The following is a 25,932-nucleotide window of genomic DNA, read 5'->3' as shown; positions in this document are numbered from 1 at the left end:
TACTGAACCTTTACCATGATTCAGCTATTGAGAACGGATTCGGCTCATGAGGATTTCCAGCAACTCATACCACTTCTGGATCGCTATCTGTCCGTTACAGATGGTGATGACCATGCGTTTTATAATCAGTTCAATAGGCTGGACGATATCAATCATGTCGTTCTCGCTTACGAGAATAAAATAGCAGTAGGCTGTGGTGCTTTCAAAAAATCAATTGGTGATATCGCAGAGATAAAGCGTATGTTCACCATGGAAAATGCGAGAGGAAAAGGAGTTGCCACAAAGATTTTGATTGAATTGGAATTTTGGGCAAAACAACTGAATTTTACAAAATTACAGCTGGAGACAGGCATCAACCAACCAGAAGCGATTGGCTTATATGTAAAGAATGGCTACACTCCTATTCCCAATTATGACCAGTATATAGGAATGCCGTTGAGTAAATGCTTTGAGAAGCCATTGAACTTATAAATTACTTTATCTAAACACCATCAAACTATGATTTCTATTTCAACTACCATTCTTCACTCGCTTATAGGCTCCGACATCACGAGTACTGGAATTTCCACCGGTACAGCAATAGGTTGCTCGATTGCTGTCGTATGTTCATGGACGCGTAATAAGTCCATTAAATGGGCTATTCTAGCTGGAATTTTTAGTTGGTTCTATGTGATCTATTTCTATTTCACACGAACCGAAGAAGAAAGTCCCAATTAGCATAAATAAAAAAGCCTCGCAAATTGCGAGGCTTTTCAATATGTATGAAAGAGTCCTTAAGACTTCTTATCAAATTTCTTGTATTTGTTCTTGAACTTGTCAATACGTCCAGCAGTATCGATAAGTTTTGTAGTACCCGTATAAAATGGGTGCGACGTTCTAGAAATCTCTAGTTTGATCAATGGATACTCAGTACCATCTACGTCGATTGTTTCTTTAGCATTTGCGGTGGACTTAGTGATGAAAACCTCATCATTAGACATGTCCTTAAACGCAACTAACTTATATTCTTCTGGGTGAATTCCTTTTTGCATGATCTTGTGCTTTATTCTTTAGCGGCTGCAAATTTAATGTTTTAAATTAAATACACAATAGCAATAGAAGCAAAAATACATCCTTTTCAACCATTAATTCACAGGCTCATAACGGTTATATTTGCAATCAAACCTTCAAAGTTGACTATCTAGTGGATCAAATAGTAAAGAAAAACGCTGCTGTATTAGGATTGATTGGTGCTATAATTACCGCTACACTATACATCTATATCTGGCAAACTCAGGATTTCCAAAACATGGCAATTGGTGTCGTGACGCTCATTTTGCCACTTGCCATTGGTATCGCGGCACAAGTGTACAGTAAGAACAAACTAGGTGGCTATCTAACGCTCAAACAAGCGGTACTCGCCTATTTCCTGGCGGTTTTGATCATCTTTGTGACTGAAGCTCTTGTCAACTATTTGATATACGTAGTATGGGATCCTAGCGCACAAGAAACCGTGCGGTTGATGCAGGAACAGATGGTAGCTCAGGAAAAAGCGGCATCAAATGCTGCCGTTAAGGTCAGTGAGATCGATTATTCTGCTAAGGAATATTTGATTGCGGCGACTTCAAAATTGTTGTTTTACACGGTTATTGGTATCATCACCGCATTCTTTATCAAGAAAAATCCGCCGGCATAGATGCAGCTTACCATTGTCATACCGTTACTCAATGAGGCACAATCCATCCCAGAATTACAGGAATGGATCGATCGCGTACTCGCCACAAGTGAGCTTTCCTATGAAGTCATTTACATCGACGATGGTAGTACAGATGGTAGTTGGGATGTTTTGAGTTCGCTTTCGCGAAAGCGAGATCATATAAAAGCCATTCAATTCCTTAGTAATTACGGTAAATCACAAGCTTTGCATGCAGGATTCAATTCTGCCCAAGGTGATGTGGTAATAACCATGGATGCAGACTTACAGGACAGTCCCGAGGAAATTCCAGAACTCTACCGCATGATTGCCAGCGATAATTATGATCTGGTGAGTGGCTGGAAGAAAAAACGTTACGATTCTGTACTTTCCAAAAATTTGCCTAGCAAACTGTTCAATTGGGCGGCACGACGCACCAGCGGTGTCCAGTTAAATGATTTCAATTGCGGGTTGAAAGCCTATCGCAAGGAAGTTGTCAAAAATATTGATGTACATGGTGAGATGCACCGGTACATTCCTGTGCTAGCGGCTAATGCAGGTTATACCAACATCACCCAAAAGGTGGTTCAGCATCAAGCGCGCAAATACGGTGAGACCAAATTTGGGTACGATCGATTCATCAAAGGTTTTCTGGATCTGGTCACCATTGCTTTTATCTCAAGATTTGGGAAACGTCCCATGCATTTATTTGGTACTATGGGATTCTTGATGTTTGCCGTTGGATTTGTAATTGCCGTGTATGTTGGTGGATCAAAGCTTTATAAAATGGCAGCAGACCTACCCTATCAGCTTGTTACTAGAAATCCATGGTTTTATATCGCGCTTACGGCAATGGTTTTGGGGAGTTTGTTCTTTATCGCTGGATTTTTGGGCGAGTTGATCATTAGAACAGGAAGCAATCAGGATCGCTACACCATAGCCGATAAACTACAAGGCAAGTCCTAATTTTCTTGCAGCCTCTAATTGATGTGCTATTTTAGTGTTTCAAATTAGGTCCATGAAGTACCAGCTTTCTTTTCTATTCTTTTTATTTGTTATTCTAGGCAATGCTCAAGAAAATTTTGGAATTCAATTTCCAAATTCCAGTCAACGTTCCAGCGTATGCGGCTATTTTGAACAGGCATTTCAAAACAAACCAAAGGAATCTTCTTTTGTAATCAAGCGTGAGAACAATCAATTGTTTTTTGAAACCAATGATGACAGATGGGTAAAGCAACTTTTTAAAAATCCGCAGGATGGAATTGCTGTGGATATTGTTTCTAAAGATCGCTATGCATGTGACACACGATCAGAATCTTCACAAATAAAGGGAAAACTGTTGGAACCAGTCTATACCAAAGAAATAAAAAGAGGTTTAAAACCTTATGAAAACAAGCGTTATCGAGTAGCGGTAGGCAAGATTCCTACCTCAATGCTTAAGGAAGATTTAGAGTTCAATATTCTCTTTTTGAATAATAATATCCTTTGTAAATATTACACCATCTTCAATCTGGCATCCTATCCATGGGGATTATTGGATATGGGCGTTTACCTAGATTCCATCATTTACAAAAACGAAAAAATCGTAAACGATAGCGAGCAAGCCGTGATGAGATATAAAACGCTCCAGTTTGTGATTCCGTTCGAGAAGAATAAGTCGGTTTATGATCCATCTGACATCAAGCCTTTATACGATTCCCTACGTCTAACCGATTTTAATATAAAAACCATTGACATAAAAGCGTACGCCAGCGTGGAAGGAAGCACTGAGCGTAACATGGAGCTACAACAGGAACGTGGTAGCAGTATTGCGAGTTCGCTGCAATCGTTTCAGTCTCCAGAAATTGAAACCAATATCACGACTTCTGAAAATTGGGTAGAGTTTTTTAACGATGTGGAAAGAACAAAATACTCAGATCTTAAATCCAAGTCTAAATCTCAGATCAAAGCGGCGCTTACAGGAGCGACTTCTGCGGCTTTGGAACCTATATTGGAAAACCATCGCAAGGCAGTAATTACTTTAGAACTGGACAAAATTGATATCTACAAGGAAAAGTCCATTCCCGAATTGACGACTTTATTCAACACGTCCATATCTGGCAATGACCTTGAGGAAGCCGCAGCGATCCAGAATTCATTATTGGAAAAGATTAGAATATCTGCATCTCCAGACATCTTGAAAAAAATAACAATACCACGACAGGTAGAATATGTGAACTTCATCAATAAAAAAGTCATGTATGATTATCTCATGGATGTGCGAATGACGATGATCGCCTACAACGAATTGAAACAATTAGCAGAACTAGATCCTAAAAACCCGAGGCTACAATACAATCTTGCCGTCCTCAAATTTGTCATCTGGCGCAACAATGCCGCACCTATCGACGCTAACCAATTCAAAAAACAAATCGCCGACCTGCAGAATTATGGTATAGATCGCACCCTGATAGATCGCATGAATATCAATTACCATATCGTTCGAGCTGAACGTGAGATGCGCAAGCGCAACTTCAATGAGAAAGATAAAAGCGTTCTGAATATCTTGAGCACCTACAACCGGATTCCGCTAACTGACGGTGATTATCTGAGTCTGGCTCAGTTCCTAACTTATTATGCTCAGAATGGTGAGGCTGTAAAGCTGTTGGAACCCAGAGCGCGAGAAATTACCATTGATGAAGACTTATTGTTTTATTACCTCAATCTTACACTTATTGACAAACGACTAACTCAGTCTGATGCATATCGCACCATCATGCTCAATGCAGTCAATCTCAATCAACAGCGCTATTGCGAGCTGTTCAATCCATCCTTGGAAGGTGGCGTGACTTTTCAATTGCTGGAAGATGATTATTTGAAAAATAGTTATTGTGAGAATTGTGTAAATTAAGTCCTTATTTAACCTTAGTCTGATAAAATCTTACCTTTGTTAACTACACCATTTAAAGCACCATGGACAAAAAGCACATTCTAGATGTAGCAACTGCTTGGACAAAAGAGCCGTTTGATACTGACACCATTTCAAAAACTAAACTACTAATCGATTCTGGATCTGATGAATATTTGGAATCCTTCTATAAAAATTTAGAATTCGGTACTGGTGGTATGCGCGGCATTATGGGAGTTGGGACCAATCGTATTAACAAATACACGTTGGGTAAAAACACGCAGGGACTTTCCAGTTATTTGAAGAAATCCTTTCCCGATGAACAGGTCAAGGTTGCTATCGCTTACGATTGTCGCCATAATTCTAAGGAACTGGCCATTACCGTGGCAGAGGTCTTCAGTGCAAACGGAATACTGGCGTATATTTTCCCAGAATTGAGACCTACACCTCTACTTTCCTATACGGTAAAACGTAAAGGTTGTCACGCGGGTATCGTACTTACTGCAAGTCATAACCCACCAGAATATAATGGTTATAAGGTGTACTGGCAGGATGGTGGACAATTAGTGCCGCCACAGGATCAAGAAGTTCTGGACACGATTGAAAACACACAGTTTGCCGATATCAATTTTGATAAAAACGAAGATCTGATTCAGTACTTGGATGAAAGTGATGATCAGGCATTTATTGATGATAGTGTCAAAGCTGGAAAAATAGCGGGCGATGTAGATCGTTCCAAAGTGAAAATCGTATTTACCAGTTTACATGGTACCAGCATCACGTTAGTTCCAGATACGCTTAAAGCTGCTGGATATACAGATGTTCACATCGTACAGGAACAAGCTGTACCTAACGGTGATTTCCCAACGGTGGCTTCTCCTAATCCAGAAGAACCAGAAGCACTAGCTCTTGCCGTGCAACTGGCTAATAAAATAAACGCAGATATCGTCATAGGAACAGATCCAGATTGCGATCGTCTAGGAATAGCCGTGCGTGATAATGACGGTACTATGAAGTTGCTCAACGGTAACCAGACCATGATTGCCATGACCGCTTTATTGCTGGAAAAAACAGATCTTGAATCACTCACAAATCCATTCATTGGTTCCACTATTGTGAGTACACCCATGATGCATGCTCTTGCAGAAGGAAATGGTATAGAATGCAAGGAAGGCCTGACCGGTTTCAAATGGATCGCAAAAATGATCGTGGACCATCCAGATCAAGATTTCATTGGTGGTGGTGAGGAAAGCTTTGGATACATGGTAGGCGATTTCGTTCGTGATAAAGATGCAGTTACTGCGACTTTACTGGCTTGTGAATTGATCGCTTTCGCGAAAGCGAACAACACAACCGCCTACAAATATCTATTAGAGCTGTATGTAAAATACGGCTGCTATCAGGAACGATTGGTAAGTCTCGTCAAAAAAGGCATTTCTGGAGCGCAGGAAATCAAGCAAATGATGATCGATTTGAGACAGAATCCACCGACTAAAATTGCTGGCAAAAAAGTCACGATTATAGAGGACTACCAAAACTCTAAACGAACAAATAAAGATCTCTCCACAACGGAAACCATGGATATCCCAAAAGCAAATGTCCTCATTTTCTATCTGGAAGATGGAAGCAAGATCGCCGCCAGACCTAGTGGTACCGAGCCGAAAATCAAATTCTACATGTCAGTCAAGGAAGAACTGGATAGTGTGGATGAATATGAAACGGTACAAAAAAACCTCAATGCAAAACTCGCTGGGATTCTTAAAAGCCTAGACATCAATTAATGAATTACTTCAAGGAAATTTTAAAGTACGCCAGACCATATAAGCGTTTTGGCGTACTTAATATTATATGTAATATTTTCTATGCACTATTTGGAACGCTGTCATTTGTGGCGCTGGTTCCCGTTATGAAAGTACTATTTCAAACCACAGAAGATGAATACGTAAAACCTGTATGGCAGGGAATCACAAACTCAAAAGAATATCTGGAAAGCTATATTAATTGGTACGTCACAGATGTCATGAACGAGGATCAAGGGCAAGCGTTGATCATGATGATCGCGCTCGTATTGATTCTTTTTTTATTGAAGAATTTGTTCGGGTATTTGGGAATGTATTTTATCACATTTTTACGCAACGGCGTCATGCGCGATATAAGAAATGCCTTATATCATAAGATCGTCAACCTGCCTATCTCCTATTTTTCTGAAAAGCGTAAGGGTGACGTCATTGCTCGCGCCACTGGTGATGCACAAGAAGTGCAAACCAGTTTTTTATCCATTCTTGAATTAATCATTAAGGAACCGCTCAACATCATTTTTGCTTTGATTGCCATGCTTATTTTTAGCGTTAAGCTCACGATTTTTGTTTTGGTATTTATTCCTATTTCCGGTTTCATAATTTCCCTGATAGGAAAACGACTTAAGAAACGATCAGCCAAAGTGCAGCGCGAACAAGGATTTTTCTTATCACTATTGGAAGAAACCCTCGGCGGACTTAAAGTCATCAAAGGTTTCAACGCAGAGCGTCGTATGCAAGACACATTTCAGGACAGTACCCAACGGTATTACAATTTTGCCAACAAGCTGGAACTGCGTAAAGGTCTGGCAAGTCCGGTTAGTGAATTCTTGGGGATTTTGGTGATTGGGACCTTGCTATGGTTTGGTGGGACGATGGTTTTTGAAGGTGATATTGATGGTGCCATCTTCATTTCCTTTATGGGACTTGCGTATGGAATTCTGACTCCTGCAAAAGCTATTTCTAAAGCCAGCTACGGTGTGAAACAAGGAAATGCCGCAGCAGAACGTGTATTGCAAATTTTACATACTGAAAATCACATCAAGGATAAGGATAATGCTGTTGAAGTTTCCGCTTTCGCGAAAGCGGTACAATTCAACAATCTCACCTTTGCCTATGGAGATGAGGACGTTTTGAAAGACTTCTCGCTAGAAATCCCAAAAGGATCCACAGTGGCGCTGGTAGGACAATCTGGTAGCGGTAAAAGTACGATCGCAAACCTCGTCACAAGATTCTACGATGTTTCTAACGGTAGCATATCCATTGACGGTCACAATATCAAAGATGTGAGCTTAAAGAGCTTGCGTGATCAAATGGCGATAGTGACCCAAGACAGTATTTTATTTAATGATACGGTTGCCGTGAATGTGGCTCTAAGCAATAAAAACGCCACCGATGAAGAGGTCATCGAAGCATTGAAAATAGCCAATGCTTGGGAGTTTGTATCTCAGTTGCCGCAAGGCATTCATACCAATATAGGCGACAGCGGTAACAAACTTTCTGGCGGTCAGAAGCAACGCTTGAGTATTGCTCGCGCCGTTCTCAAAAATGCGCCTATCCTAATTCTGGATGAGGCAACTAGTGCACTGGATACAGAAAGTGAACGATTGGTTCAAGAAGCATTAGAGAACGTCATGAAAAACCGTACTTCCATCGTCATCGCACACCGCTTGAGTACGATTCAAAAAGCAGATAAGATTGTCGTGATGAGCAAAGGAAAGATTGTAGAGCAAGGCACGCATGAAGAACTTATCGCGTTGCAAGGCATCTATAACAACCTGGTGAATATGCAAAGTCTGGCTTAAGCCATGGAGCAACTGGTTCATTCTTTCAATTCCGACATTTCAAAAATTGAACTGCCATCGCAGTTCAATTTTCCGTTTTATTATCAGCCGCATGAGCTCGCCATAAAGGCTGCCGAACAGTTGAAGGAATATCTTGACAAGCAATCTCAATGGTTTGTAGAAAATGGATCGCAGGAAGCTGGAAAGATGTTTGGGGTTTTGGTGATTCGAGATGTTGATCATCGGATAGGTTTTCTTGCTGGGTTTTCAGGAAAATTGGGAGGCGAGACCACACAACCCTATTTTGTGCCGCCAGTATATGAATTGGAACGAGTGGATATATTCTTCAAGCAAGAAACCGATAAGCTTGATACTATCACAAAGCAGATAGCAGCGCTAGAAAAGGATCCTAAAACAAAACAGATATTTTCCGATTATCATGAGCAATCCGATTTACAAACCAGATTATTGGAAACTGAAAACCAAAGAATTAAAGCTATAAAACGCGACAGACGGAAGTTTGTAAAGAAAAAACAAGCTGAAATAGATCCTGAAAGTTTCAAAAAACTGGAAGCCCAACAACGACAGCTCAGTCTCAACAACAATTTCTTTCTCAAAGAATATGAGGAGTACCTGAATCAAAAAATTGAGCCGCTTCAAAAGCAATTTGAATCATTAAGTACACAACTAGAGACCTTGCGTAATAATCGGCGTGATGGATCTCACTGGTTGCAGGACTGGTTGTTTGACGAATACAATTTTCTCAATGCGAGAAAAGAAACCCGACGTGTTAAGGACCTTTTCAAAGCCAGGATTCCAGATGTACCACCAGCGGGAACCGGTGATTGTGCAGCTCCTAAAATGCTGCAATATGCTTATGCAAACGACCTCAAACCCATCACAATGGCCGAATTCTGGTACGGTCCATCACCAGCATCCAAGGTGAGAAAACATGGGAATTACTATCCTGCCTGTCGCGGTAAATGTGAACCGGTTCTTGAGTTTATGCTGCAGGGATTGGACGTTGAGGAGAATCCGCTGTTGGAGAATCCTGCTGTTGGCAAAGAGTTGGAGATTATTTACGAGGATGAATGCATGCTTGCTGTCAACAAACCGGCAGAAATGCTCTCCGTAGCTGGTAAAACTATTTCAGATAGTGTTCAAACTAGAATGAAAGCTCGGTATCCAGAGGCTACTGGTCCTATGATTGTTCATAGGCTAGATATGTCAACTTCAGGAATAATGTTGGTTGCCATAACACTCGAGGCCTACCACCATCTGCAACAGCAATTTTTAAAACGCACGGTGCAAAAACGATATGTCGCTATTCTAAATGGAAACATTGACAATAATGAAGGCTTTATTGACTTGCCTCTTAGAGTCGATCTGGACAATAGACCTTGCCAGTTGGTGGATTTTGAATATGGAAAATCGGCTAGAACGCGATTTAAGGTAATAGATCAGCGCGATGGAAAAACTAAGGTTCACTTCTACCCTATCACAGGTCGCACGCATCAACTTAGAGTTCATGCAGCACACACAGATGGACTCAACGCACCCATTGTAGGCGATGATCTATATGGCACAACGGACTCCAGACTTCATTTGCATGCAGAGGAGATTGTCTTTGAACATCCGCTTTCGCGAAAGCGAATTACCCTAAACATTCCTGCACCATTTGATTTAAAGACATAAAAAAACCACCGCAAGTACGATGGTTTTTAAGAATCAGTTCGAATTATTAAAGCGCTAGACTCAACGCGACGATAAGCTGTTCAGGTCTAGTATCGAGACGGCCACTGCGCACGCTAGTATTGTTGTTAATAAACTCTGCCTCGTTCTCGTTGAAGCCGCGCTCATATCTGACATCAATTCCTAGGCTGCCCAGATTGAGTCCAACACCTAGTTGTAAGCCAACGGTAAAGTCGTCCTCTGCATCGCCTAAATCAAACTCTACATTATCAGTTTCAAAACTAGTGTCAAGAATATACTGTAGCGACGGTCCAGCAAATACATGTAATGGCCCTAAAACGTTCACACCTAATAGAATGGGCGCATCAAGTTTTTGTACTTCCAGGTCGCCTAAAGTGTATTCACTACTTAGTTTTGTGTAAATCACTTCTGGTCTAATATAAATCGGACCCAAATCAGCTTTGGCGAAAACACCTAAATGATACCCCAGTTTACTATCTGGGTTTTCTACATTGTTTTCGATTTCGTTTTCAAAATCTCCAGTGGATCCATAGTTCAAACCGCCTTTGATCCCAAACCCGCTGTCGCTCTGGGCAAACCCAAATGAAGCGATGAGTAATGTCGCTACTAAAATTACATTTTTCATAAGTGTGCTTATTTTAATGAATAACGAGCTTAAATTGATTTTATTAAGGTCTCAATTGCTAAATTTATCTAAACATCAGCAAATTCGCCGCTTTCCCAATGCCTTGACGTAAATTTGTAGCTACAATAAATGAAAATACACTGAATGAATCACGATAATAATTCCATACCACCACCACGTAAATTAATTACTCGTGTCGTAAAAGCTGGAACTGTATTTACCGAGGCCATATCGCTTGTTGTCAAAGAGGAAAAGATAACAATGCAACAATTCAATGTTCTGAGAATTTTACGTGGCCGAAAAGGGAAACCTGCCAGTTTGCAGGATGTAAGCAAGGACATGTTGCATTCCAACTCTAACACTACACGTGTTGTTGATAAGCTCGTAGCCAAAGAGCTGGCAGAGCGTATCCAATGTAAAAATGATAGAAGACAGATTGAAATCACGATTACTGATTCTGGGTTAAAACTGCTCGCTAGACTCGATGAAAAGGTGGATCATAGAGAACGGGAACTCGTGGAAGCTTTAAGTGAGAAAGAAATTAAACTGTTAATAGAAACTTTAAGCAAGCTGAGTTAATAGTGAAAGCACATATATTTGTACCTACAAATAAAAGATACAAATGAAAAATATCAAATCACAAGAAAGCAGTGCTATCTGGACTGGTAAAAAATTAGCTGGATCACATAATGGAACCATTAATCTCAAAGCTGGACTGCTCAACTTTGAAGATGGGAAATTGACTAATGGATCTGCAACCATTGATATGTCAAGTATTACAGTTGTTGATCTAACTGGTGAATCAAAAGATAAACTGGAAGGTCACCTTAAGAGCGAAGACTTCTTTAGTACAGAGGCAAATCCTGAGGCAACTCTAGATTTTACTGAGGTCGCTAAAAAGGAAGAAGGAGTTTATGATGTAACGGCAGATCTTACCATCAAAGGAATTACAAATCCTATTCACTTTGAACTAGAAGCAGCAGAAAACGAAGCTAAAGGTACTTTAGTGATAGATCGTACTCAATACAACATACGTTACGGTAGCAAAAGCTTTTTTAACGATTTAGGAGACAATATGATTCACGATGATTTTCACGTGGACATTGTTCTTGCCTACTAAAGATTATTTAGTTGATTGATTGAAAAAGGGTTGCATGTAGCAACCCTTTTTTTTTTGTTTACGCTTTCGCGAAAGCAGAAATTATTATACACCGTAACATTTATTGATCTACATCATAGAAGAATTGCTCTCTCCAGATCTTACCATCCTTGACTTGATAGACTGCGAGCTCACTCATTTGTGAACGCTGACCGCTAGGCTTATGCGTAGTATCCATCCATATCTTAACGGCAAAATGGTTGTCTGCTACGATAGGATCAGAATAGGTATTTCCGTGAACTTCAAAATTTTCCTGCCACCACTCGCCTTTTTTCTTAATGCCGTCCATACCGTTGACCTCTTTCATGGGTTCTGACATTTCCACGCTGGTAATTTCAGGGCTATAAAGTTCCTGATAGGCTTTTTCTTCCTGATTGTTGCGGCAGTATTCCACAAGCTTGTTTGCTACATCTTGAATATTCATGTGAGTTGGTTTTCAAATTGAAATTAAATATAACAAATTGATTTTATGCACAATAACACTTAATTTCAAATTTTAAACAAGACCACACAACTTGTAAATTCTCTTATTGTGGTATCCAAAAGCATAAAAATGAAGGCCGGTTGTATTGGAAGTTCTGATAGATTCACAATAGGATGCATGATGTCCGATTCTACATTAGCCAGTTGTAATATAGTATTCGTGAAAAGCAAGGGTTAAAACGAAGAATCCTCTGAAGTATAAAAGAATTGTTCTTTCAAGATTTTTCCGTTTTTCACTTGGTAAACGCCTATTTCATCTATTTCTGCTTGTTCACCAGTGGACTTGTTCTTTGATTTTAGGGATAATACCAATACAAAATGATTATCGGCAACGATAGGATCTGAAATATTTGTGAATTCAACTTCAAAGTTTTCTTGTCTCCATTGAAGTTTTTTCTCGACTTCCTTCATTCCGTGTAGTTCCTTCATGGGCTCTGACATCTCGATACTGATGACATCTGGACTGTAAAGTTCCTGATAAGCTTTTTCAAATTGATTGTTGCGGCAGTACTCCACCAGCTTGTTTGCGACTTCTTGGGTATTCATATTGTTATTTAAGATTTGCTTTGAAATTATGAAATTGAATCGACGAACTTTAAAAGTTGGATAATGCTTAACACTATACTTTCTAGCAGCATCATGTAAGAAACGCTATTGACTTTTTGACAATGCCCGTTCTGTAGCCGATCTTTGTCCCATGGAATCAACGACTTCAAAAACGACGCTGGGATTGAACCTGCCTACAGATCCAAGATGGGTAGATCTAGCGGCAATGAGTTTGCAGGAAATATTGACAGATCATGCCTTTTGCGAGCAAAAAGCAGCCAGCACCATGATTACCATGGTACAGATGCACAGCGACAAACCAGAACTGGTGGAAGCTCTTGCGCCAGTAGTCACTGAAGAATGGGGACATTTCCGTATGGTGCTCGCCGAATTAAAAAAACGCGGACTCACGTTGGGATTGCAACGCCCAGACGACTACATTAAAACCTTGATGAAAGGAAAACCAAAGGGACAAAGTCGTGATTTTTTGTTCTTGGATCAGCTATTAATTTGTGCTCTTATAGAAGCCAGAAGTTGTGAACGATTCAAGATGTTGTCAGAGAAACTGGAAGATGAAGGTTTGAAAAAGTTCTATCATCAGTTCATGGTCGCAGAAGCCGCTCATTACAGAATGTTCCTCGATCTAGGCAAAACCTATTTCCCAGAAAAACGTGTCATGGATAGATGGCAGTACTGGCTGGAATATGAAGCAGAAATGATGAAGAATCGAGAAGTACGTGGCGATAGGATGCATTAATGAGTTTGTGAATCTTTAAGCTGTGAAAAAACTTACTGAAAACATTACAAATGCAGAAACTTGTAAAATGAGCCAAAAAAGGAAATTAAATTATATCGGTTTTTTCACCTTGCTTCTAATGTTTACATTCTATTTTCTAATGTTCGTAACTATTACTATTGCAAGAGATGATAAAATGGGAATTGCTACTGGTGGTGCATATTTAATGAATGCATTACTTGGTATAATAGCATTATTTGGAGTTATCTATCATTTACCTGCGTTGTTGAGTAAGAATGATAGAAAAATGAGCCTTATTCTTATATCGGTTGCAATTTTAATAATGGGATTAACATCTTTTTTTAGTGATTTTAAATCTGCCATTTTTTTAGGGATAGCTGTAATTGCTTTTTCGATGCTACTATTTTGCCAGTCTTTTGTTTTGTGGAAACTCAAAAGAGATAGAATATTATTTCTTTTATTTAGTTTGATTGTTGCTATTTTGACTTATTCTATATCCTTAACAGATTTGAAATTTAGAGGAGAATATGAACCAGAAAATTGGGAATACAGCTATACTTTTCAAGTAATAGCTATTTTGAATATTTTAGGATTTGCGTACACCATAGTGCAAAATAGGTTCAAATTAAAAAGCAAAAACAAAACGGATAAAAATGTGGCTTAGAACTAACTTAAAATTCAAATCTGAAATTTGGAACTTGAAATCGGCATCACGATTTGCGCAGCAAATCAAAAATTGGCAATTTGGGTTTTGAGATTTGAAGCGCTGTGACCTTTGAGATTTGGAAATGATCATTAAGATCGAGATTTAATTAAGTTGTGACCCAAGAATGATTTTTACAACAAAAAACTACCGTCGCTGGCTGCGCTTGAGCATCCTAGTCATTTACCTCATCATCATTGCTGGTGCTGTGGTACGTATGACTGGTAGTGGTATGGGTTGTCCAGACTGGCCCAAATGTTTCGGCTACTGGATACCACCTACTGAGGAAGCGGAGCTGGAATTCAGCGTTAATACATCTTACAAAAAAGGAATGGTCATCATCGTCGATGAAGAACTTAGAGTCGCCAAAGAAAACTTTTTCACCACAGATACTTATTCTGAAACGAATTGGGAACCGTACACCAAACATGATTATGCCGTATTCAACAAATTCCATACATGGACAGAATATATTAATCGACTGATAGGTGCCTTGGGTGGTTTGGTGGTATTAATTGCTGCGGTTCTATCGCTCCAATTTATAAGAACTAGACCTAAACTCACCATCTTGACCGTGGTCGCCTTGCTGGCGATGTTGATACAGGCTGTAATAGGAAAGATCGTGGTAGATACTTTGCTTTCTCCAGTATTGATTACCATTCACATGATCGTAGCATTACTCATTGTTGGTCTGCTCATTTATTTGCTTTATGAAGTATTGCCCGCAAATACTAAATACCGTAATGATGGTAGATTAAGCAAAGTAGCTCTAGGCATTATCATTCTAACCCTAGTACAAGTTGCCATGGGAACGCAGGTAAGACAGTTCATTGATCATCAGGTGGATTTATTTGGTTATCCCTTGAGTTCTGAATGGTTGGAAAACGGTCCGTGGATTTTTTTTATTCACCGCAGTTTTTCAATCGTGCTTTTGTTATTGCATGCTTGGTTTTTCTATATAACAATCATGAAATGGCATCATCCACTGCGCTCCTATTCTATACTGGGGTTGTTGCTGGTTCTTACCATAACCAGTGGAATCATCATGAACTATTTTGATTTTACGCTCGCTTCCCAACCTATTCACTTAGTTGTGGCGTCGCTTATTTTAGGATTACAATTCTATATTTGGATGCGATTGCGGTCTGCTAGAATCGAGAGCTGAAAAAGTAAGCGTGGGTTATTGAGTGTTTTTCGCTCTTGGTCAAATAAGATTTTTTAGTTTTCCTGTCAGATCTATATTGAGATACCAAAATCCGGATCATATTTTCTTGAATATTGATCGGGACTCTTGATTCTTTAACTACTTAGAAAGCCTTAAAATCTTATCTTTGCGCTCCCTTAAAATCTAGGTTTATGATTTATAGATTAAGAGCTATTCTGAATGCTACAGAAGACGTTTTTAGAGACATTGAAATTGAAGATAACGCTAATCTAGAAGACCTGCATAATGTGATTACACAATCATTTCAACTGCAAGGTGATGAGATGGCAAGTTTCTATACCAGTGATGAAGACTGGAATCAAGGCGAGGAATATTGCCTTTTTGATATGAGTGAAGGTGCGGCACCTTTAAAGAAAATGCAGGATACTGACTTGAGCCAGGTCATGGATAAGAGCAACACCAGATTGATCTATATCTATGACTTCTTGAATATGTGGACGTTCATGTTGGAACTTGCAGATGTTGCCGGTCCTGTGGATGGCACTGCCTACCCGCAAGTTATTTTTGAAATGGGAACATTACCAGACTCGCCACCAGATCCAGAATTTGAGGCAGATCCTCGATTTGCAGAAGATGAGGACGATGACGAGTACGGCGATGACGAGGAGTTCTATGAGGACTATGACGATAACGAGTTTTACTAAAAACACATGATCAACCTATATAATACCAGAATTGAAGACCTCGCCATCCATCGCGTTGGGAACAAAAACAAAGGTGAGATGTTGCTTACTTCCAGCAATAGCACGCCACTGGATGATGAGATGCACTCACTGCTCAAGGAGTATTTTTTGAAACCGTTCCGTTCAAAAGAAGAGGCTTATTATAGTTTTCATCATGAAGAAGACCTTGAATTTCATGAATTATTCGCTTTCGCGAAAGCGATATTCTCCACTCCAGCAAGCTTACTGGACAACTCTAAAAAGATTGCGAAACACCTCTATCAACAGTCCGTTCATCCACACATAAGAAGCGGCGAGTTATACGTATGTCATTTGACCAACTTGATGTTGGACAACAACAAAGTGGACGCGATAGGTATCTTTAAAAGCGAGATCAAACAGGATTTTTTACAATTTGAAGAAACTGAAACCGATCTCAAAATGCTCCTAAAACAAGGTGTCAACCTCAACAAATTAGACAAAGGAGCCATCATTTTCAACACAGAACAGGAAAACGGATTCAAAATATTATCTGTAGACTCAAACCGTTATGATGCTAAATATTGGCTAGACGATTTCTTAGGTGTTGATGTATTTGAGGACGAGAATTTCTTTACCAAGAAATACCTCAAGTTCTGTCAGGACTTTGCAAAAGATGTAGTCCTTCCCGCCGAAGACAAAAAGGAAGAAGTGATGTTCATGAATCGCGCGGTTAATCACTTTGCGAAAAATGACAATTTTGAAGAGTCTGCATTTTTGAACGACACGTTTGAAAATCCTGACCTCATCCCAGAATTCAAGCATTACAAAGTTGAAAAAGGGCCTAAATATAGCATCGAAGACGTCTCCAACTTTCCTATTTCGAACACTGCTGTGAGCGCAGCCAGAAAGGGGATCAAAAGTGTTATTAATCTAGACACGCACGTGCAAATCAAAATGGACTTCACCAACAGCGACAGTGCAGAAAAGTTCATTGAGAAAGGTTGGGATGAAGAACGCCAGATGTATTATTACCTAGTTTACTTCAACCGTGAGGAAAAGAAGTAATCAATAATCATTGTTATAATTACGTCTGACAAATTCTAACGCTGTGTTGAGCACAGATCCCATATTTCGGCAATTTTTGAATTTTATATCACCCGTGAAATTTAGCAGTTCGGTTTTAAGTTCCTTGAGTTTATCTTGAGTACTTAATTCATCAGAACGCATACATCTAAGTAACGCTTTGTAGCGAGACTGCGTGTTAATCAAACGTTTTGCAATTAGAGCCCGTTCCTCTTTTTTATATTGCTCGATGCTTTCGTTTTTGAGGCACTCTGCTACGTTCATGACCATAGGCACATTTTCCTTGAAAAATTGTGGTCGATATACTTTTAACCTGCCTTCATAATTTTGCTGATCAAAATCGATAGCACGTATTGCATAACTCACTCTGTCAAAATCATGTGTTGGGATAATAACATAATTGTAAGCCCGCATATCACCCAATAAACGTATCAAACAACGCTCATTAAATTTTACAAACTCCTTAGCAATTTGAGTACGTTCTTGATGCGTACAGGCCTCGAGATAATCTTCGATAAATTCATCACCAGGTATTCCTGCAATGTGCTCTTCTATCAACGTATCTCCGTTCACTAAAAAATTGATTCGGTGTGGTGATAGAAGATGTTCTAATTCCAGACCGTAGATTCTTGAAGAATCTGCTTTCTTTACATAGAAGTATGTATGACCATCATTCAGAATGTTCCGGATCTTGATGCGGAACGGCTTAGTATTGCCAAAGGTGCAGTAGTCAACGGCATCGACAGTTAAAAATTCCTGCGACTGATCCCGACCATCACTATGCAGTACATCATAAATATGTTTAAGATCACGATCTATGTGCTGTCTTTCATGGTCCGGATAATAGCAACGTACCCATAAGGTATCATCGTCATTGTGATCATAAACGGTCACCGCACCTTGAAACCTCAACAAATCATCATAAGAGACCGTGATTTGGGACTCTCTATTGTATTTTTTGAGATATTCCTTTAGTTTTTGATGTACTGGAAACGTTGGTTTCTTTTTTGACAATAATTTATCATCGAGAACTTCATCCATTAGTATCGTAACATTTAGCAATTAATTTAGTCTCATAATACAACAAAAAGACCAGCCGTGGAAAAAATCCTTGACATTAACCAGCTCTCAAAACATTATGGTGCACTTAAGGCCGTGGATAATGTTAGTTTCAAAATAGAAAAAGGCCATGTCTATGGCATTTTAGGCCCTAATGGTAGTGGTAAATCCACCACATTGGGAATGGTGCTCAATGTCGTGAACCCAACGTCTGGAAGCTACTCTTGGTTTGATGGTTCCACTAACGATCATGAAGCTTTAAAAAAGATTGGGGCGATTATAGAAAGGCCTAATTTTTATCCCAGTATGGATGCGGTCCAAAATCTCAAACTTGTTTGTAAGATCAAAAATATTTCTGCTGACAAAATTGATGAAAAGTTGGAGCTGGTGGATTTGCTTTCGCGAAAGCGTAGTCCCTTTAAAACTTATTCGTTAGGAATGAAGCAGCGTCTTGCCATTGCGAGTGCATTGCTAAACGATCCTGAAATATTAATCCTGGACGAACCTACCAATGGTTTGGATCCACAGGGAATCAGAAAGATCCGTGATATTATACAGCATATTGCTGCACAAGGCACCACTATCTTGTTGGCCTCGCATTTGCTTGATGAAGTTGAAAAAGTGTGTACTCATGTCATTGTCCTGCGCAAAGGTTCCATGTTATACTGCGGTCCTGTCGAAGAGATGAATAAAAACTTTGGTTCTATTTTGATTGATGCGACAGATCGCTCAGCTCTTTCAAATTTCCTTAGAACCCAATCCTATGCAGGCTCTACTGAAGATACCATTGATGGTTTTGAAGTAAAACTTTTGAGTGATGTCGACACCACAAAAATTAATCAGGATGCATTCAACTCAGGAATTGTCTTAAGCCGACTCATGTTCAAAAAGCAAAGTCTAGAGGATCAATTCATTGAATTAACAAACAACTAAACCAACTGCAGAATGTTACGATTACTCGATATAGAATTTCACAAATTTAGATACAGTCGCAGCAGTAAAGTGTTGACTATCATTTATCTCACGATCGTTGTGTTGATGATGTTCGGTGGGATGATACGAATTGACTTCAATGGTTTTTCTGGAAGTCTGTCAGATTTGGGCATTTTTAATTTTCCAATCATTTGGCACATTAGCACTTTTTTTACGAGCTACCTAAAGATTTTTATTGCGATTGTGATTGTGTCTCTTACCGCTAGCGAGTACAGTAATCGCACTATAAAACAAAATTTGATCGACGGTCTTAGTAAGAAGGAATTGGTCCTTTCAAAATTCTATTTTGTATTAGTTCTAGCCATCTTAGTTACCGCTATCGTGTTTTTGGCATCCTTAGTTTTAGGACTAATCTATTCCGATTATAACGAGATAGCGATCATTTTTTCTGATATGGAATTTTTGGGAGCCTTTTTCTTAAGCCACTTGGTGTTTTTCTGTTTTTGTCTATTTGCAGGTATCTTATTGAAGCGAAGCGCCTTTGCGCTAGGGTTTGTATTTGTCTGGTATATTTTCGAAAGCCTCTTAAATTTAGCTGCCCGTGGATTGGATTATTACTTCCAATGGAATTCTTTGGAATGGTTGGAACATATTCTTCCTCTAAATGCCATGTCAAATTTGATCAAGCAACCATTTACACGCATTGATTTAATTGATTCTGGAATCAATCAATTAGGGCAAGGTGGCGTCACCTTTCAATACGCTGTAGAATGGATCGATGTAGCCTCTGTAATTATCTGGAGTAGTTTGTTTATTTATTGGTCTTTCTGGTTGATCAAGCGCAGGGATTTGTAATTAAGATCCCTTAATTTAGCAAGATGCTAAAAACACGTTTTGTTTTATTTGTTTTGCTTTTGGTTGCCACTCAATTGGGACATGCTCAGTTAGAGGCTGCAAACTGGTATTTTGGAGATAATGCAGGTATTCGCTTTGACCCAGATACAGGACAAGTTTCTCCGCTCACAAATGGTAGTCTGAGAACCGATGAAGGCTGTTCTACAATTTCAGATACAGATGGTAATCTTTTGTTTTATACTGATGGAATCACTGTCTACAATCGTAACCATGAAGTCATGCAGAATGGCAATGATCTGCGAGGCAATCCTTCCAGCACGCAAAGTGGCATTATAATTCCTAAGCCTGGCGACCCAAATATCTATTATATATTCACCGTCTCAAATGGTTCAGCCGCATTCAATAATGTACCTGCCTTACCTGCCTATGGGATGAATTACTATGAGGTAGACATGACACTAGATTCTGGAAATGGTGCAGTCACTACGGATGTTAATAATCCACCAAACCTCATCAGTTTATGTTCTGAAAAAATAGCAGCGATTAGTGCTGATAATGATGAGGATATTTTTGTAGTCGGTTACGCAAATGAGGATGGAAATAGTAGTATTCGCTTTAATACCACTTATACTTTCAAAGTTACTACTAATGGTGTTGAGACTTCTCCGGTTGAAAACACATTTTCTCGAATTGTTAGAGATGAAAGTCGTGGGTATTTAAAATTTTCTTCAGACGGTACTAAACTGATTTCTGCTAACATGGATAGAGGAACCTATCTTTACGATTTTAATGATGTCACTGGAGAAGTAAGCAATGAAAGAGCTCTGGATCTAAATTTTAGACAAGGATACGGAGTTGAGTTTTCTCCTAACAATCAATTTCTTTATATCTCTGCAACTAATGGAGCTGGTGCTGGCGCTCCAGCTTCAGCACATCAAACCAATATCTATCAGTTTGATGTTGAAAAACCGAATATTACTGAAATAAATGCCAGTCGATTATCTATTTATGATGGACTAGGTTATCGAGGTGCATTACAACTAGGAGTGAATGGTAAAATATACTTTGCTCTTTCAGATAATTATCCAAATGGTAAGCCATTTTTAGGGGTGATAAATAATCCAGATGTAAAGGGCGCTGGAGCAAATTACCAGCACGACGCCATACCGCTTGCGGGAAGATTATCACGTCAAGGATTGCCTCCTTTCATACAAACCTTCTTTGCCAGTATCAACGTGGAGAATATTTGTGAAGGAGATGATACATTATTTTCATTTGAAACGGATACTGCTCCCAACTCTGTTGAATGGGATTTTGGTGATGGAAATACTTCAACGCAACTAACTCCAACAATTCAATATGCTAGAGCCGATGTGTATGATATCGTACTAACATTGGATTTCTTGGGAACTAAAAGAAAATTCTTCAAACAGATAGAAATTTTTGATACGCCAACGGCAAACCCAACCGAAAATATTTTTGCTTGCGATGATAATCTGGATAGTTTTGAAACCTTTGATCTTATAGAAACTACAGCCGAAATTCTGGGAGGTCAAGACGCTCAACGCTTCCTAGTAAGTTATTACAGGAATCAATCAGATGCAGATTTTGGCGAGAATGAGATCAATGTTCCATACGCCACAGATATTCCACAACAACGATTATACGCGCGGGTTGATAACAGATTTAATATCGATTGTTACAGTACAATATCTTTTCAAGTTAATATTTATGACCAACCAGTGGCTAACACAGTAGAAGACTTAGAAGCATGTGATGACAATTTTGATGGCTTTGAAACCTTTGATCTAAGTGATCAAAGCGCTAGTATCTTAGCCACTCAAAACGCAGCAGATTTTACAATCTCTTATCATTTAAATTCTAATGATGCAGCCCTTGATCAAAATCCGTTGCCACTATCCTATCGCAATACCACTCCGTTCAGGCAAACCATTTTTGCCAGAGTTGAAAACAATGCCGAAACCTCTTGTGAGGCTACTACGAGTTTTGACCTAGTCGTTCAGGAACGACCAGATGCCATTGATTTCACCGGATTTCAATGTGATGAAGATGGTGTCCCAGATCAGAGGACCAATTTTAATCTTTCCAGTTTTGACGAAAGCGTTTCTAACAATGCCAGCGATGTAGCGGTCACTTATTACCTCGATCAAAACGACGCTGATAATGATAATAATCCGCTGGATCGTAACGACTACCGTAACCTGACTCCAGTTCAAAATATAGTGGCTCGTGTAACGAATCAAACTACAGGCTGCTTCAACACGGCAAACGTCACTTTAAGAGTAAGCGCCAGTGATGCGCAGGACGCTTTATTGGAGCAATGTGATGACGATGGCATTGAAGACGGTCTGCATACATTCACGTTAACAAATGCTGACAATGCGGTTCTAACAAATGCTCCTAGCGATGTAACAGTCAACTATTACCTGACCGCTACTGATGCTCTAGCAGAACGTAACGCACTTTCTACTCAATTCACCAACACCACTCCAAATTCTCAAGTGATTTATGCCAGAGCAGAATCACCTGATGGTAATTGTTTCGGAATCAGTGAGGTGGAGTTAAGAGTCAATGAATTGCCGCAAATAGTACCGACTGATTATCAAGAATATTGCGGAAACGATCCGCAGCCGTTGACGATTGATGCTGGGCCTTTACCAGGAGCCACAGCAGATTACACCTATCAATGGAGTACTGGCGAAACTACTTTTGCCATTGATGTTAGAGATGGTGGTGATTACACGGTTGTAGTTTCGAACTCTAACAATTGTACCAATGAACGTGTTGTTACGGTAGTGATTAGCGAGCCAGCAACTATTGATCGGGTTGACGTGGTGAATGCAAATGGTGGCACTTTTGGATCTGCAACTATTGTGGTAAGCGGTTTGGGCGATTATGAATTTAGAATAGATCCTAATGCAGCTTATCAGGAAAATCCTGTTTTTGAACAATTGGATCCAGGATTCTACACGGTGTTTGTCAATGATAAAAATGGATGTGGTGAGACCAGTGCAACCTTCAGTATCGTTGGATATCCTAGATTTTTCACGCCTAATGGTGATGGATTTAATGATTTCTGGCAATTGGATGGTGTGAATGCAATGTTTGAACCAGATACGACCATCTATATATTTGACCGCTACGGCAAATTGCTCAAGCAGTTGTTACCTACTAGCCCAGGTTGGGATGGTACTTTTAATGGAGAACCGCTACCTTCCACAGACTATTGGTTTAAAGCAACACTAATTGATGGGACAGAGTTTTCCGCTAACTTTTCACTCAAAAGATAAGATAGCTTTTGTAGGCCTCGCTATTACATGACTAAACAGATCCTCGCTATTGGAATGATGTTGATGTGTTTCGCTTTCGCGAAAGCGCAATTAGAATCATCTCAATGGTTTTTTGGAGAAAATGCAGGAGTAGACTTTAGGTCTGGAAACGTCGAATCAACAGCCATAAGCCAGATGCAAACCGGTGAAGGCTGCGCAACTTTATCTGACGAGGACGGTAACCTACTCTTCTATACCGACGGCTCAACAGTTTACAATCGCAACCATGAAATCATGGTTAACGGTACCGGTCTAAAAGGAAACTCTTCCAGCACAAGCAGCGCCGTTGCAGTTCCTTTTCCAGATTCTACCAACCTTTTCTACATTTTTACAGTAGACACAGATGATCTGGTATATCGCCTTGCCGAAGGTATGCACTACTCGATTGTTGATATGACGCTAGATAATGGCAATGGTGGCATACTTCAAGATTCTAAAAACACGCTCGTTCTGGAGCGCACGTCAGAAAAATTGACTGCCATTGAAAATGCTACCAATACCGGTTACTGGATCATCACCCAGTTTGAAGACCGCTTTTATAGCTATGAATTAACTGCATCAGGACTGAATATGGAACCCGTCATCTCTCAGGTTGACCCATTCATTGAGCTGGTTGATTTTTTTATAACTAATGTGGACGTGGCAGCCATGCGTGGCTACATTAAGGTGAATAGCAGCGGTACCAAACTTGCAGCAGCTCATTTTTCTAACAATACAACGGCAGATTTTGATGGCATTACTGGCATCGTTGAGGCACGCAGTCTGGCTTATGCTCAAGGTGGTGAACTTTATCTCTACGATTTTGATAACAATACAGGTATTGTGAGCAACCCAATTCCGTTACTAAGTAGAGAAGACAATGGCTCTTATTATGGCATTGAGTTCTCACCAGATGGAAATTATCTGTATGCAGAAATTGACTATTTAGAACCATCAGTTAATTCGATATTTAATTTTATAGGCGGTGAGATTGCTCAGTTTGATCTCAACGCCACAGATATTGCTGCTTCAAAGCGCACCATACATCAGGATCGGAATCAGTTGTTTAGAGGAGCTTTGCAAATAGGTATCGATGGCAATATTTACCACGCTAGAATCAATCAGAATGCCTTAAGTGTTTTATCAAATCCTAACAATGGATCTGTACCAGTCAGTTACGGTTTCAACCAGCAATCGCTACAACCAGGAACGATAAGTGTTTATGGCCTACCAATTTTTGTGCAAAGCTTCTTCCAGGAGTTTACCATTAGAATGGAAAATGGCTGTGATGGTGATGCTATCACTTATTCGTTAGAAACCAATACTGATGATTATGAAGTAGTTTGGAATTTTGGTGATCCACAATTGGGAACTGAAAACACTTCAACAGCTAGAGAAGGATCGGTCGTTTTTTCTGGCGTTGGAACTTATGAGGTTAGTGCGACAATTACCACTCTTTTCCAAACTATAACGTTGAGTGAAACTGTAATCATCTATCCGCAGGTTGCAATCAATGAAACCGATTTACAGATTACCGAATGCGATCTAGGAACTGGTGCGACTTTTTTTAATTTAAGCGCTATTCCAGAGACGATTAGTAATATTCCAGAGCAAACAGTATCCATTCACGAGAATCAAGAAGATGCTTTGAACAATGAGGAACCAATCAATGTCACCGTGCCTTATTTGAGCGATGAAGAGTCGACCGTTTTGTATGTGAAAGTGCAAAACGAAAACTGTTTTCAAATAAGAGAACTCCGTCTGATCATTGAAAATTGTCCCGTAGAAATATTCAACACCTTAACTCCTAATGGCGACGGGTCTAACGATTCACTGCAAATCGCAGGCTTGATTGGCATCTATGAAAATTTTGAGATTTCCATATTCAACAGGTACGGTCGTGCGGTTTGGAATGGCGGTCCCGATAATCCTAACTGGGATGGAACTTCCAACGTTGCAGGGACCGATGGCGAATTGTTGCCGGCTGGCACCTATTATTATGTGGTTCAACTCAATGATCCAGAGGTGAAAGATTCTGCTGGCTACATCTACCTAACCTATTAAGATGATTAGGATGAGTTCGCTTTCGCGAAAGCGTAAACCATCACATTCTCATTTCCATGTTACATCATTTGCCATTCTTCCAATAATTGACTACAAATTTTAACACATTTACTATGCATGCATAGTATTTTATGTTATTTTTGGTAGCAGGAATATGAAAAACAAAACGATAGATTACGTGTTGCGATCCACATGGATGTCTGTGGCCAAAATGTATAACGAACAGGCCAGCGTGAAGAATAGTACGATGGCAACTGGTTTTGCGCTTATTAGCATCGATCCAGATACGGGAACACCGAGCACGGCACTGGGACCAAAAATGGGTATGGAAGCCACATCACTTTCTAGAACACTTAAGTCAATGGAAGAAAAGGGATTGATCAAAAGATCTCGCAATCCAGAAGATGGACGTAGTGTTTTGATACATCTAACTGATTTTGGCAAGGAGATGCGTGACTTTTCAAAAAACGTCGTTAAAACCTTTGATAACGTAGTCAAAGCAGAAATTTCAGAAGAAAAATTAAGTACCTTTCTAGAGGTTGCCCAGCACATTAATGAGCTGGTTAATTCAAAGAAAGTATACAATCAAGAACAAGCATTAGTTAAAAAATAAAA

Annotated in this window: 25 protein-coding genes; 20 read left to right on the top strand and 5 right to left on the bottom strand. The window is 39.6% G+C overall.

From position 1 onward, the window contains the following. Positions 1-15: 15 nt before the first annotated feature. Positions 16-471, top strand: coding sequence for a GNAT family N-acetyltransferase (locus BLO34_RS02535; protein WP_090752318.1), 456 nt, complete (start codon positions 16-18; stop codon positions 469-471). A gap of 27 nt (positions 472-498) precedes the next feature. After that, complete coding sequence (locus tag BLO34_RS02530) at positions 499-717, top strand: hypothetical protein (protein WP_090752317.1); 219 nt, start codon at positions 499-501, stop codon at positions 715-717. 56 nt (positions 718-773) lie between these two features. Here BLO34_RS02530 and BLO34_RS02525 read toward each other — a convergent pair whose 3' ends face one another. Further along, complete coding sequence (locus BLO34_RS02525) at positions 774-1,031, bottom strand: type B 50S ribosomal protein L31 (protein WP_090752315.1); 258 nt, start codon at positions 1,029-1,031, stop codon at positions 774-776. 152 nt (positions 1,032-1,183) lie between these two features. Here BLO34_RS02525 and BLO34_RS02520 point away from each other — a divergent pair, with 152 nt between their 5' ends. The 6 genes from BLO34_RS02520 to BLO34_RS02495 all read left to right on the top strand — a co-directional run bounded on the left by BLO34_RS02520 (position 1,184) and on the right by BLO34_RS02495 (position 9,834). Further along, positions 1,184-1,675: a DUF4199 domain-containing protein gene (locus tag BLO34_RS02520; protein WP_157686624.1), complete on the top strand. Its 492-nt coding sequence runs from the start codon at positions 1,184-1,186 to the stop codon at positions 1,673-1,675. Then, positions 1,676-2,638: a glycosyltransferase family 2 protein gene (locus BLO34_RS02515; protein WP_090752311.1), complete on the top strand. Its 963-nt coding sequence runs from the start codon at positions 1,676-1,678 to the stop codon at positions 2,636-2,638. A 52-nt stretch (positions 2,639-2,690) separates the two neighbouring features. Next, positions 2,691-4,562, top strand: a complete 1,872-nt coding sequence (locus tag BLO34_RS02510; protein WP_090752309.1) for a hypothetical protein — start codon at positions 2,691-2,693, stop codon at positions 4,560-4,562. 62 nt (positions 4,563-4,624) lie between these two features. Continuing rightward, entirely contained in the window at positions 4,625-6,340 is a 1,716-nt protein-coding gene (locus BLO34_RS02505) for a phospho-sugar mutase (protein WP_090752307.1), read from the top strand. Continuing rightward, positions 6,340-8,160, top strand: coding sequence for an ABC transporter ATP-binding protein (locus BLO34_RS02500; RefSeq protein ID WP_090752305.1), 1,821 nt, complete (start codon positions 6,340-6,342; stop codon positions 8,158-8,160). The genes BLO34_RS02505 and BLO34_RS02500 overlap by 1 nt, the downstream gene beginning before the upstream one ends. A gap of 3 nt (positions 8,161-8,163) precedes the next feature. Beyond that, the gene (locus tag BLO34_RS02495) at positions 8,164-9,834 is read left to right on the top strand and encodes an RluA family pseudouridine synthase (protein WP_090752304.1); all 1,671 of its coding nucleotides are present in this window, start codon (positions 8,164-8,166) and stop codon (positions 9,832-9,834) included. 46 nt (positions 9,835-9,880) lie between these two features. On the opposite strand, the gene BLO34_RS02490 is transcribed toward BLO34_RS02495, so the two are convergent. Further along, complete coding sequence (locus BLO34_RS02490; protein ID WP_090752302.1) at positions 9,881-10,477, bottom strand: porin family protein; 597 nt, start codon at positions 10,475-10,477, stop codon at positions 9,881-9,883. 144 nt (positions 10,478-10,621) lie between these two features. Here BLO34_RS02490 and BLO34_RS02485 point away from each other — a divergent pair, with 144 nt between their 5' ends. Then, entirely contained in the window at positions 10,622-11,056 is a 435-nt protein-coding gene (locus tag BLO34_RS02485; protein WP_090752300.1) for a MarR family winged helix-turn-helix transcriptional regulator, read from the top strand. 43 nt (positions 11,057-11,099) lie between these two features. Next, a complete protein-coding gene (locus BLO34_RS02480; protein WP_090752298.1) occupies positions 11,100-11,597 on the top strand; it encodes a YceI family protein in 498 nt (165 codons plus the stop codon). Positions 11,598-11,697: 100 nt separating this feature from the next. On the opposite strand, the gene BLO34_RS02475 is transcribed toward BLO34_RS02480, so the two are convergent. Both BLO34_RS02475 and BLO34_RS02470 read right to left on the bottom strand, forming a co-directional pair. Further along, positions 11,698-12,060 carry a nuclear transport factor 2 family protein gene (locus BLO34_RS02475; protein ID WP_090752297.1) on the bottom strand — a complete coding sequence of 121 codons (363 nt, stop codon included), beginning with the start codon at positions 12,058-12,060 and terminating at the stop codon, positions 11,698-11,700. Positions 12,061-12,293: 233 nt separating this feature from the next. Then, positions 12,294-12,665, bottom strand: a complete 372-nt coding sequence (locus BLO34_RS02470; protein ID WP_090752295.1) for a nuclear transport factor 2 family protein — start codon at positions 12,663-12,665, stop codon at positions 12,294-12,296. 151 nt (positions 12,666-12,816) lie between these two features. Between BLO34_RS02470 and BLO34_RS02465 the strand changes: the two genes are divergently transcribed. From BLO34_RS02465 to BLO34_RS02445, 5 genes are all read left to right on the top strand, one after another. Next, on the top strand, positions 12,817-13,422 hold the full coding sequence (locus BLO34_RS02465; protein WP_090752293.1) for a tRNA-(ms[2]io[6]A)-hydroxylase: 606 nt from the start codon (positions 12,817-12,819) through the stop codon (positions 13,420-13,422). Positions 13,423-13,444: 22 nt separating this feature from the next. After that, complete coding sequence (locus BLO34_RS02460; protein WP_090752291.1) at positions 13,445-14,086, top strand: hypothetical protein; 642 nt, start codon at positions 13,445-13,447, stop codon at positions 14,084-14,086. A gap of 166 nt (positions 14,087-14,252) precedes the next feature. Beyond that, positions 14,253-15,290, top strand: a complete 1,038-nt coding sequence (locus BLO34_RS02455; protein WP_090752289.1) for a COX15/CtaA family protein — start codon at positions 14,253-14,255, stop codon at positions 15,288-15,290. 191 nt (positions 15,291-15,481) lie between these two features. Next, positions 15,482-15,994, top strand: coding sequence for an IS1096 element passenger TnpR family protein (locus tag BLO34_RS02450; protein ID WP_090752287.1), 513 nt, complete (start codon positions 15,482-15,484; stop codon positions 15,992-15,994). A gap of 6 nt (positions 15,995-16,000) precedes the next feature. Beyond that, a complete protein-coding gene (locus BLO34_RS02445) occupies positions 16,001-17,059 on the top strand; it encodes a nucleoid-associated protein (RefSeq protein ID WP_090752285.1) in 1,059 nt (352 codons plus the stop codon). Here the strand turns inward: BLO34_RS02445 and BLO34_RS02440 are convergent, their stop codons facing one another. Next, the gene (locus BLO34_RS02440) at positions 17,060-18,118 is read right to left on the bottom strand and encodes a hypothetical protein (protein WP_090752283.1); all 1,059 of its coding nucleotides are present in this window, start codon (positions 18,116-18,118) and stop codon (positions 17,060-17,062) included. Between the two features lie 57 nt (positions 18,119-18,175). Between BLO34_RS02440 and BLO34_RS02435 the strand changes: the two genes are divergently transcribed. The 5 genes from BLO34_RS02435 to BLO34_RS02415 all read left to right on the top strand — a co-directional run bounded on the left by BLO34_RS02435 (position 18,176) and on the right by BLO34_RS02415 (position 25,930). Next, entirely contained in the window at positions 18,176-19,069 is an 894-nt protein-coding gene (locus BLO34_RS02435) for an ABC transporter ATP-binding protein (protein ID WP_090752281.1), read from the top strand. A gap of 12 nt (positions 19,070-19,081) precedes the next feature. After that, a complete protein-coding gene (locus BLO34_RS02430; protein WP_090752279.1) occupies positions 19,082-19,924 on the top strand; it encodes an ABC transporter permease in 843 nt (280 codons plus the stop codon). A gap of 23 nt (positions 19,925-19,947) precedes the next feature. Then, positions 19,948-23,235, top strand: a complete 3,288-nt coding sequence (locus BLO34_RS02425) for a T9SS type B sorting domain-containing protein (protein WP_090752277.1) — start codon at positions 19,948-19,950, stop codon at positions 23,233-23,235. 27 nt (positions 23,236-23,262) lie between these two features. Further along, positions 23,263-25,317, top strand: coding sequence for a gliding motility-associated C-terminal domain-containing protein (locus BLO34_RS02420; RefSeq protein WP_090752275.1), 2,055 nt, complete (start codon positions 23,263-23,265; stop codon positions 25,315-25,317). Positions 25,318-25,471: 154 nt separating this feature from the next. Continuing rightward, entirely contained in the window at positions 25,472-25,930 is a 459-nt protein-coding gene (locus tag BLO34_RS02415) for a MarR family winged helix-turn-helix transcriptional regulator (RefSeq protein ID WP_090752273.1), read from the top strand. Positions 25,931-25,932 lie beyond the last annotated feature (2 nt).

The organism is Nonlabens sp. Hel1_33_55 (assembly GCF_900101765.1).
Classification (GTDB): Bacteria; Bacteroidota; Bacteroidia; order Flavobacteriales; family Flavobacteriaceae; genus Nonlabens.
The sequence above is the reverse complement of the archived record's forward strand: the minus strand, read 5'-3'. Positions and strand labels throughout refer to the sequence as shown.

What these genes read in the sequence shown, in the direction of transcription:
- BLO34_RS02480 (WP_090752298.1), top strand. Translation starts at nt 11,100, where the DNA reads ATGAAAAATATCAAATCACAAGAAAGCAGTGCTATCTGGACTGGTAAA.
- BLO34_RS02420 (WP_090752275.1), top strand. Translation starts at nt 23,263, where the DNA reads ATGACTAAACAGATCCTCGCTATTGGAATGATGTTGATGTGTTTCGCT.
- BLO34_RS02455 (WP_090752289.1), top strand. Translation starts at nt 14,253, where the DNA reads ATGATTTTTACAACAAAAAACTACCGTCGCTGGCTGCGCTTGAGCATC.
- BLO34_RS02500 (WP_090752305.1), top strand. Translation starts at nt 6,340, where the DNA reads ATGAATTACTTCAAGGAAATTTTAAAGTACGCCAGACCATATAAGCGT.
- BLO34_RS02515 (WP_090752311.1), top strand. Translation starts at nt 1,676, where the DNA reads ATGCAGCTTACCATTGTCATACCGTTACTCAATGAGGCACAATCCATC.
- BLO34_RS02505 (WP_090752307.1), top strand. Translation starts at nt 4,625, where the DNA reads ATGGACAAAAAGCACATTCTAGATGTAGCAACTGCTTGGACAAAAGAG.
- BLO34_RS02450 (WP_090752287.1), top strand. Translation starts at nt 15,482, where the DNA reads ATGATTTATAGATTAAGAGCTATTCTGAATGCTACAGAAGACGTTTTT.
- BLO34_RS02535 (WP_090752318.1), top strand. Translation starts at nt 16, where the DNA reads ATGATTCAGCTATTGAGAACGGATTCGGCTCATGAGGATTTCCAGCAA.
- BLO34_RS02475 (WP_090752297.1), bottom strand. Translation starts at nt 12,060, where the DNA reads ATGAATATTCAAGATGTAGCAAACAAGCTTGTGGAATACTGCCGCAAC.
- BLO34_RS02485 (WP_090752300.1), top strand. Translation starts at nt 10,622, where the DNA reads ATGAATCACGATAATAATTCCATACCACCACCACGTAAATTAATTACT.
- BLO34_RS02425 (WP_090752277.1), top strand. Translation starts at nt 19,948, where the DNA reads ATGCTAAAAACACGTTTTGTTTTATTTGTTTTGCTTTTGGTTGCCACT.
- BLO34_RS02510 (WP_090752309.1), top strand. Translation starts at nt 2,691, where the DNA reads ATGAAGTACCAGCTTTCTTTTCTATTCTTTTTATTTGTTATTCTAGGC.
- BLO34_RS02445 (WP_090752285.1), top strand. Translation starts at nt 16,001, where the DNA reads ATGATCAACCTATATAATACCAGAATTGAAGACCTCGCCATCCATCGC.
- BLO34_RS02530 (WP_090752317.1), top strand. Translation starts at nt 499, where the DNA reads ATGATTTCTATTTCAACTACCATTCTTCACTCGCTTATAGGCTCCGAC.
- BLO34_RS02495 (WP_090752304.1), top strand. Translation starts at nt 8,164, where the DNA reads ATGGAGCAACTGGTTCATTCTTTCAATTCCGACATTTCAAAAATTGAA.
- BLO34_RS02415 (WP_090752273.1), top strand. Translation starts at nt 25,472, where the DNA reads ATGAAAAACAAAACGATAGATTACGTGTTGCGATCCACATGGATGTCT.
- BLO34_RS02525 (WP_090752315.1), bottom strand. Translation starts at nt 1,031, where the DNA reads ATGCAAAAAGGAATTCACCCAGAAGAATATAAGTTAGTTGCGTTTAAG.
- BLO34_RS02470 (WP_090752295.1), bottom strand. Translation starts at nt 12,665, where the DNA reads ATGAATACCCAAGAAGTCGCAAACAAGCTGGTGGAGTACTGCCGCAAC.
- BLO34_RS02430 (WP_090752279.1), top strand. Translation starts at nt 19,082, where the DNA reads ATGTTACGATTACTCGATATAGAATTTCACAAATTTAGATACAGTCGC.
- BLO34_RS02490 (WP_090752302.1), bottom strand. Translation starts at nt 10,477, where the DNA reads ATGAAAAATGTAATTTTAGTAGCGACATTACTCATCGCTTCATTTGGG.
- BLO34_RS02465 (WP_090752293.1), top strand. Translation starts at nt 12,817, where the DNA reads ATGGAATCAACGACTTCAAAAACGACGCTGGGATTGAACCTGCCTACA.
- BLO34_RS02440 (WP_090752283.1), bottom strand. Translation starts at nt 18,118, where the DNA reads ATGGATGAAGTTCTCGATGATAAATTATTGTCAAAAAAGAAACCAACG.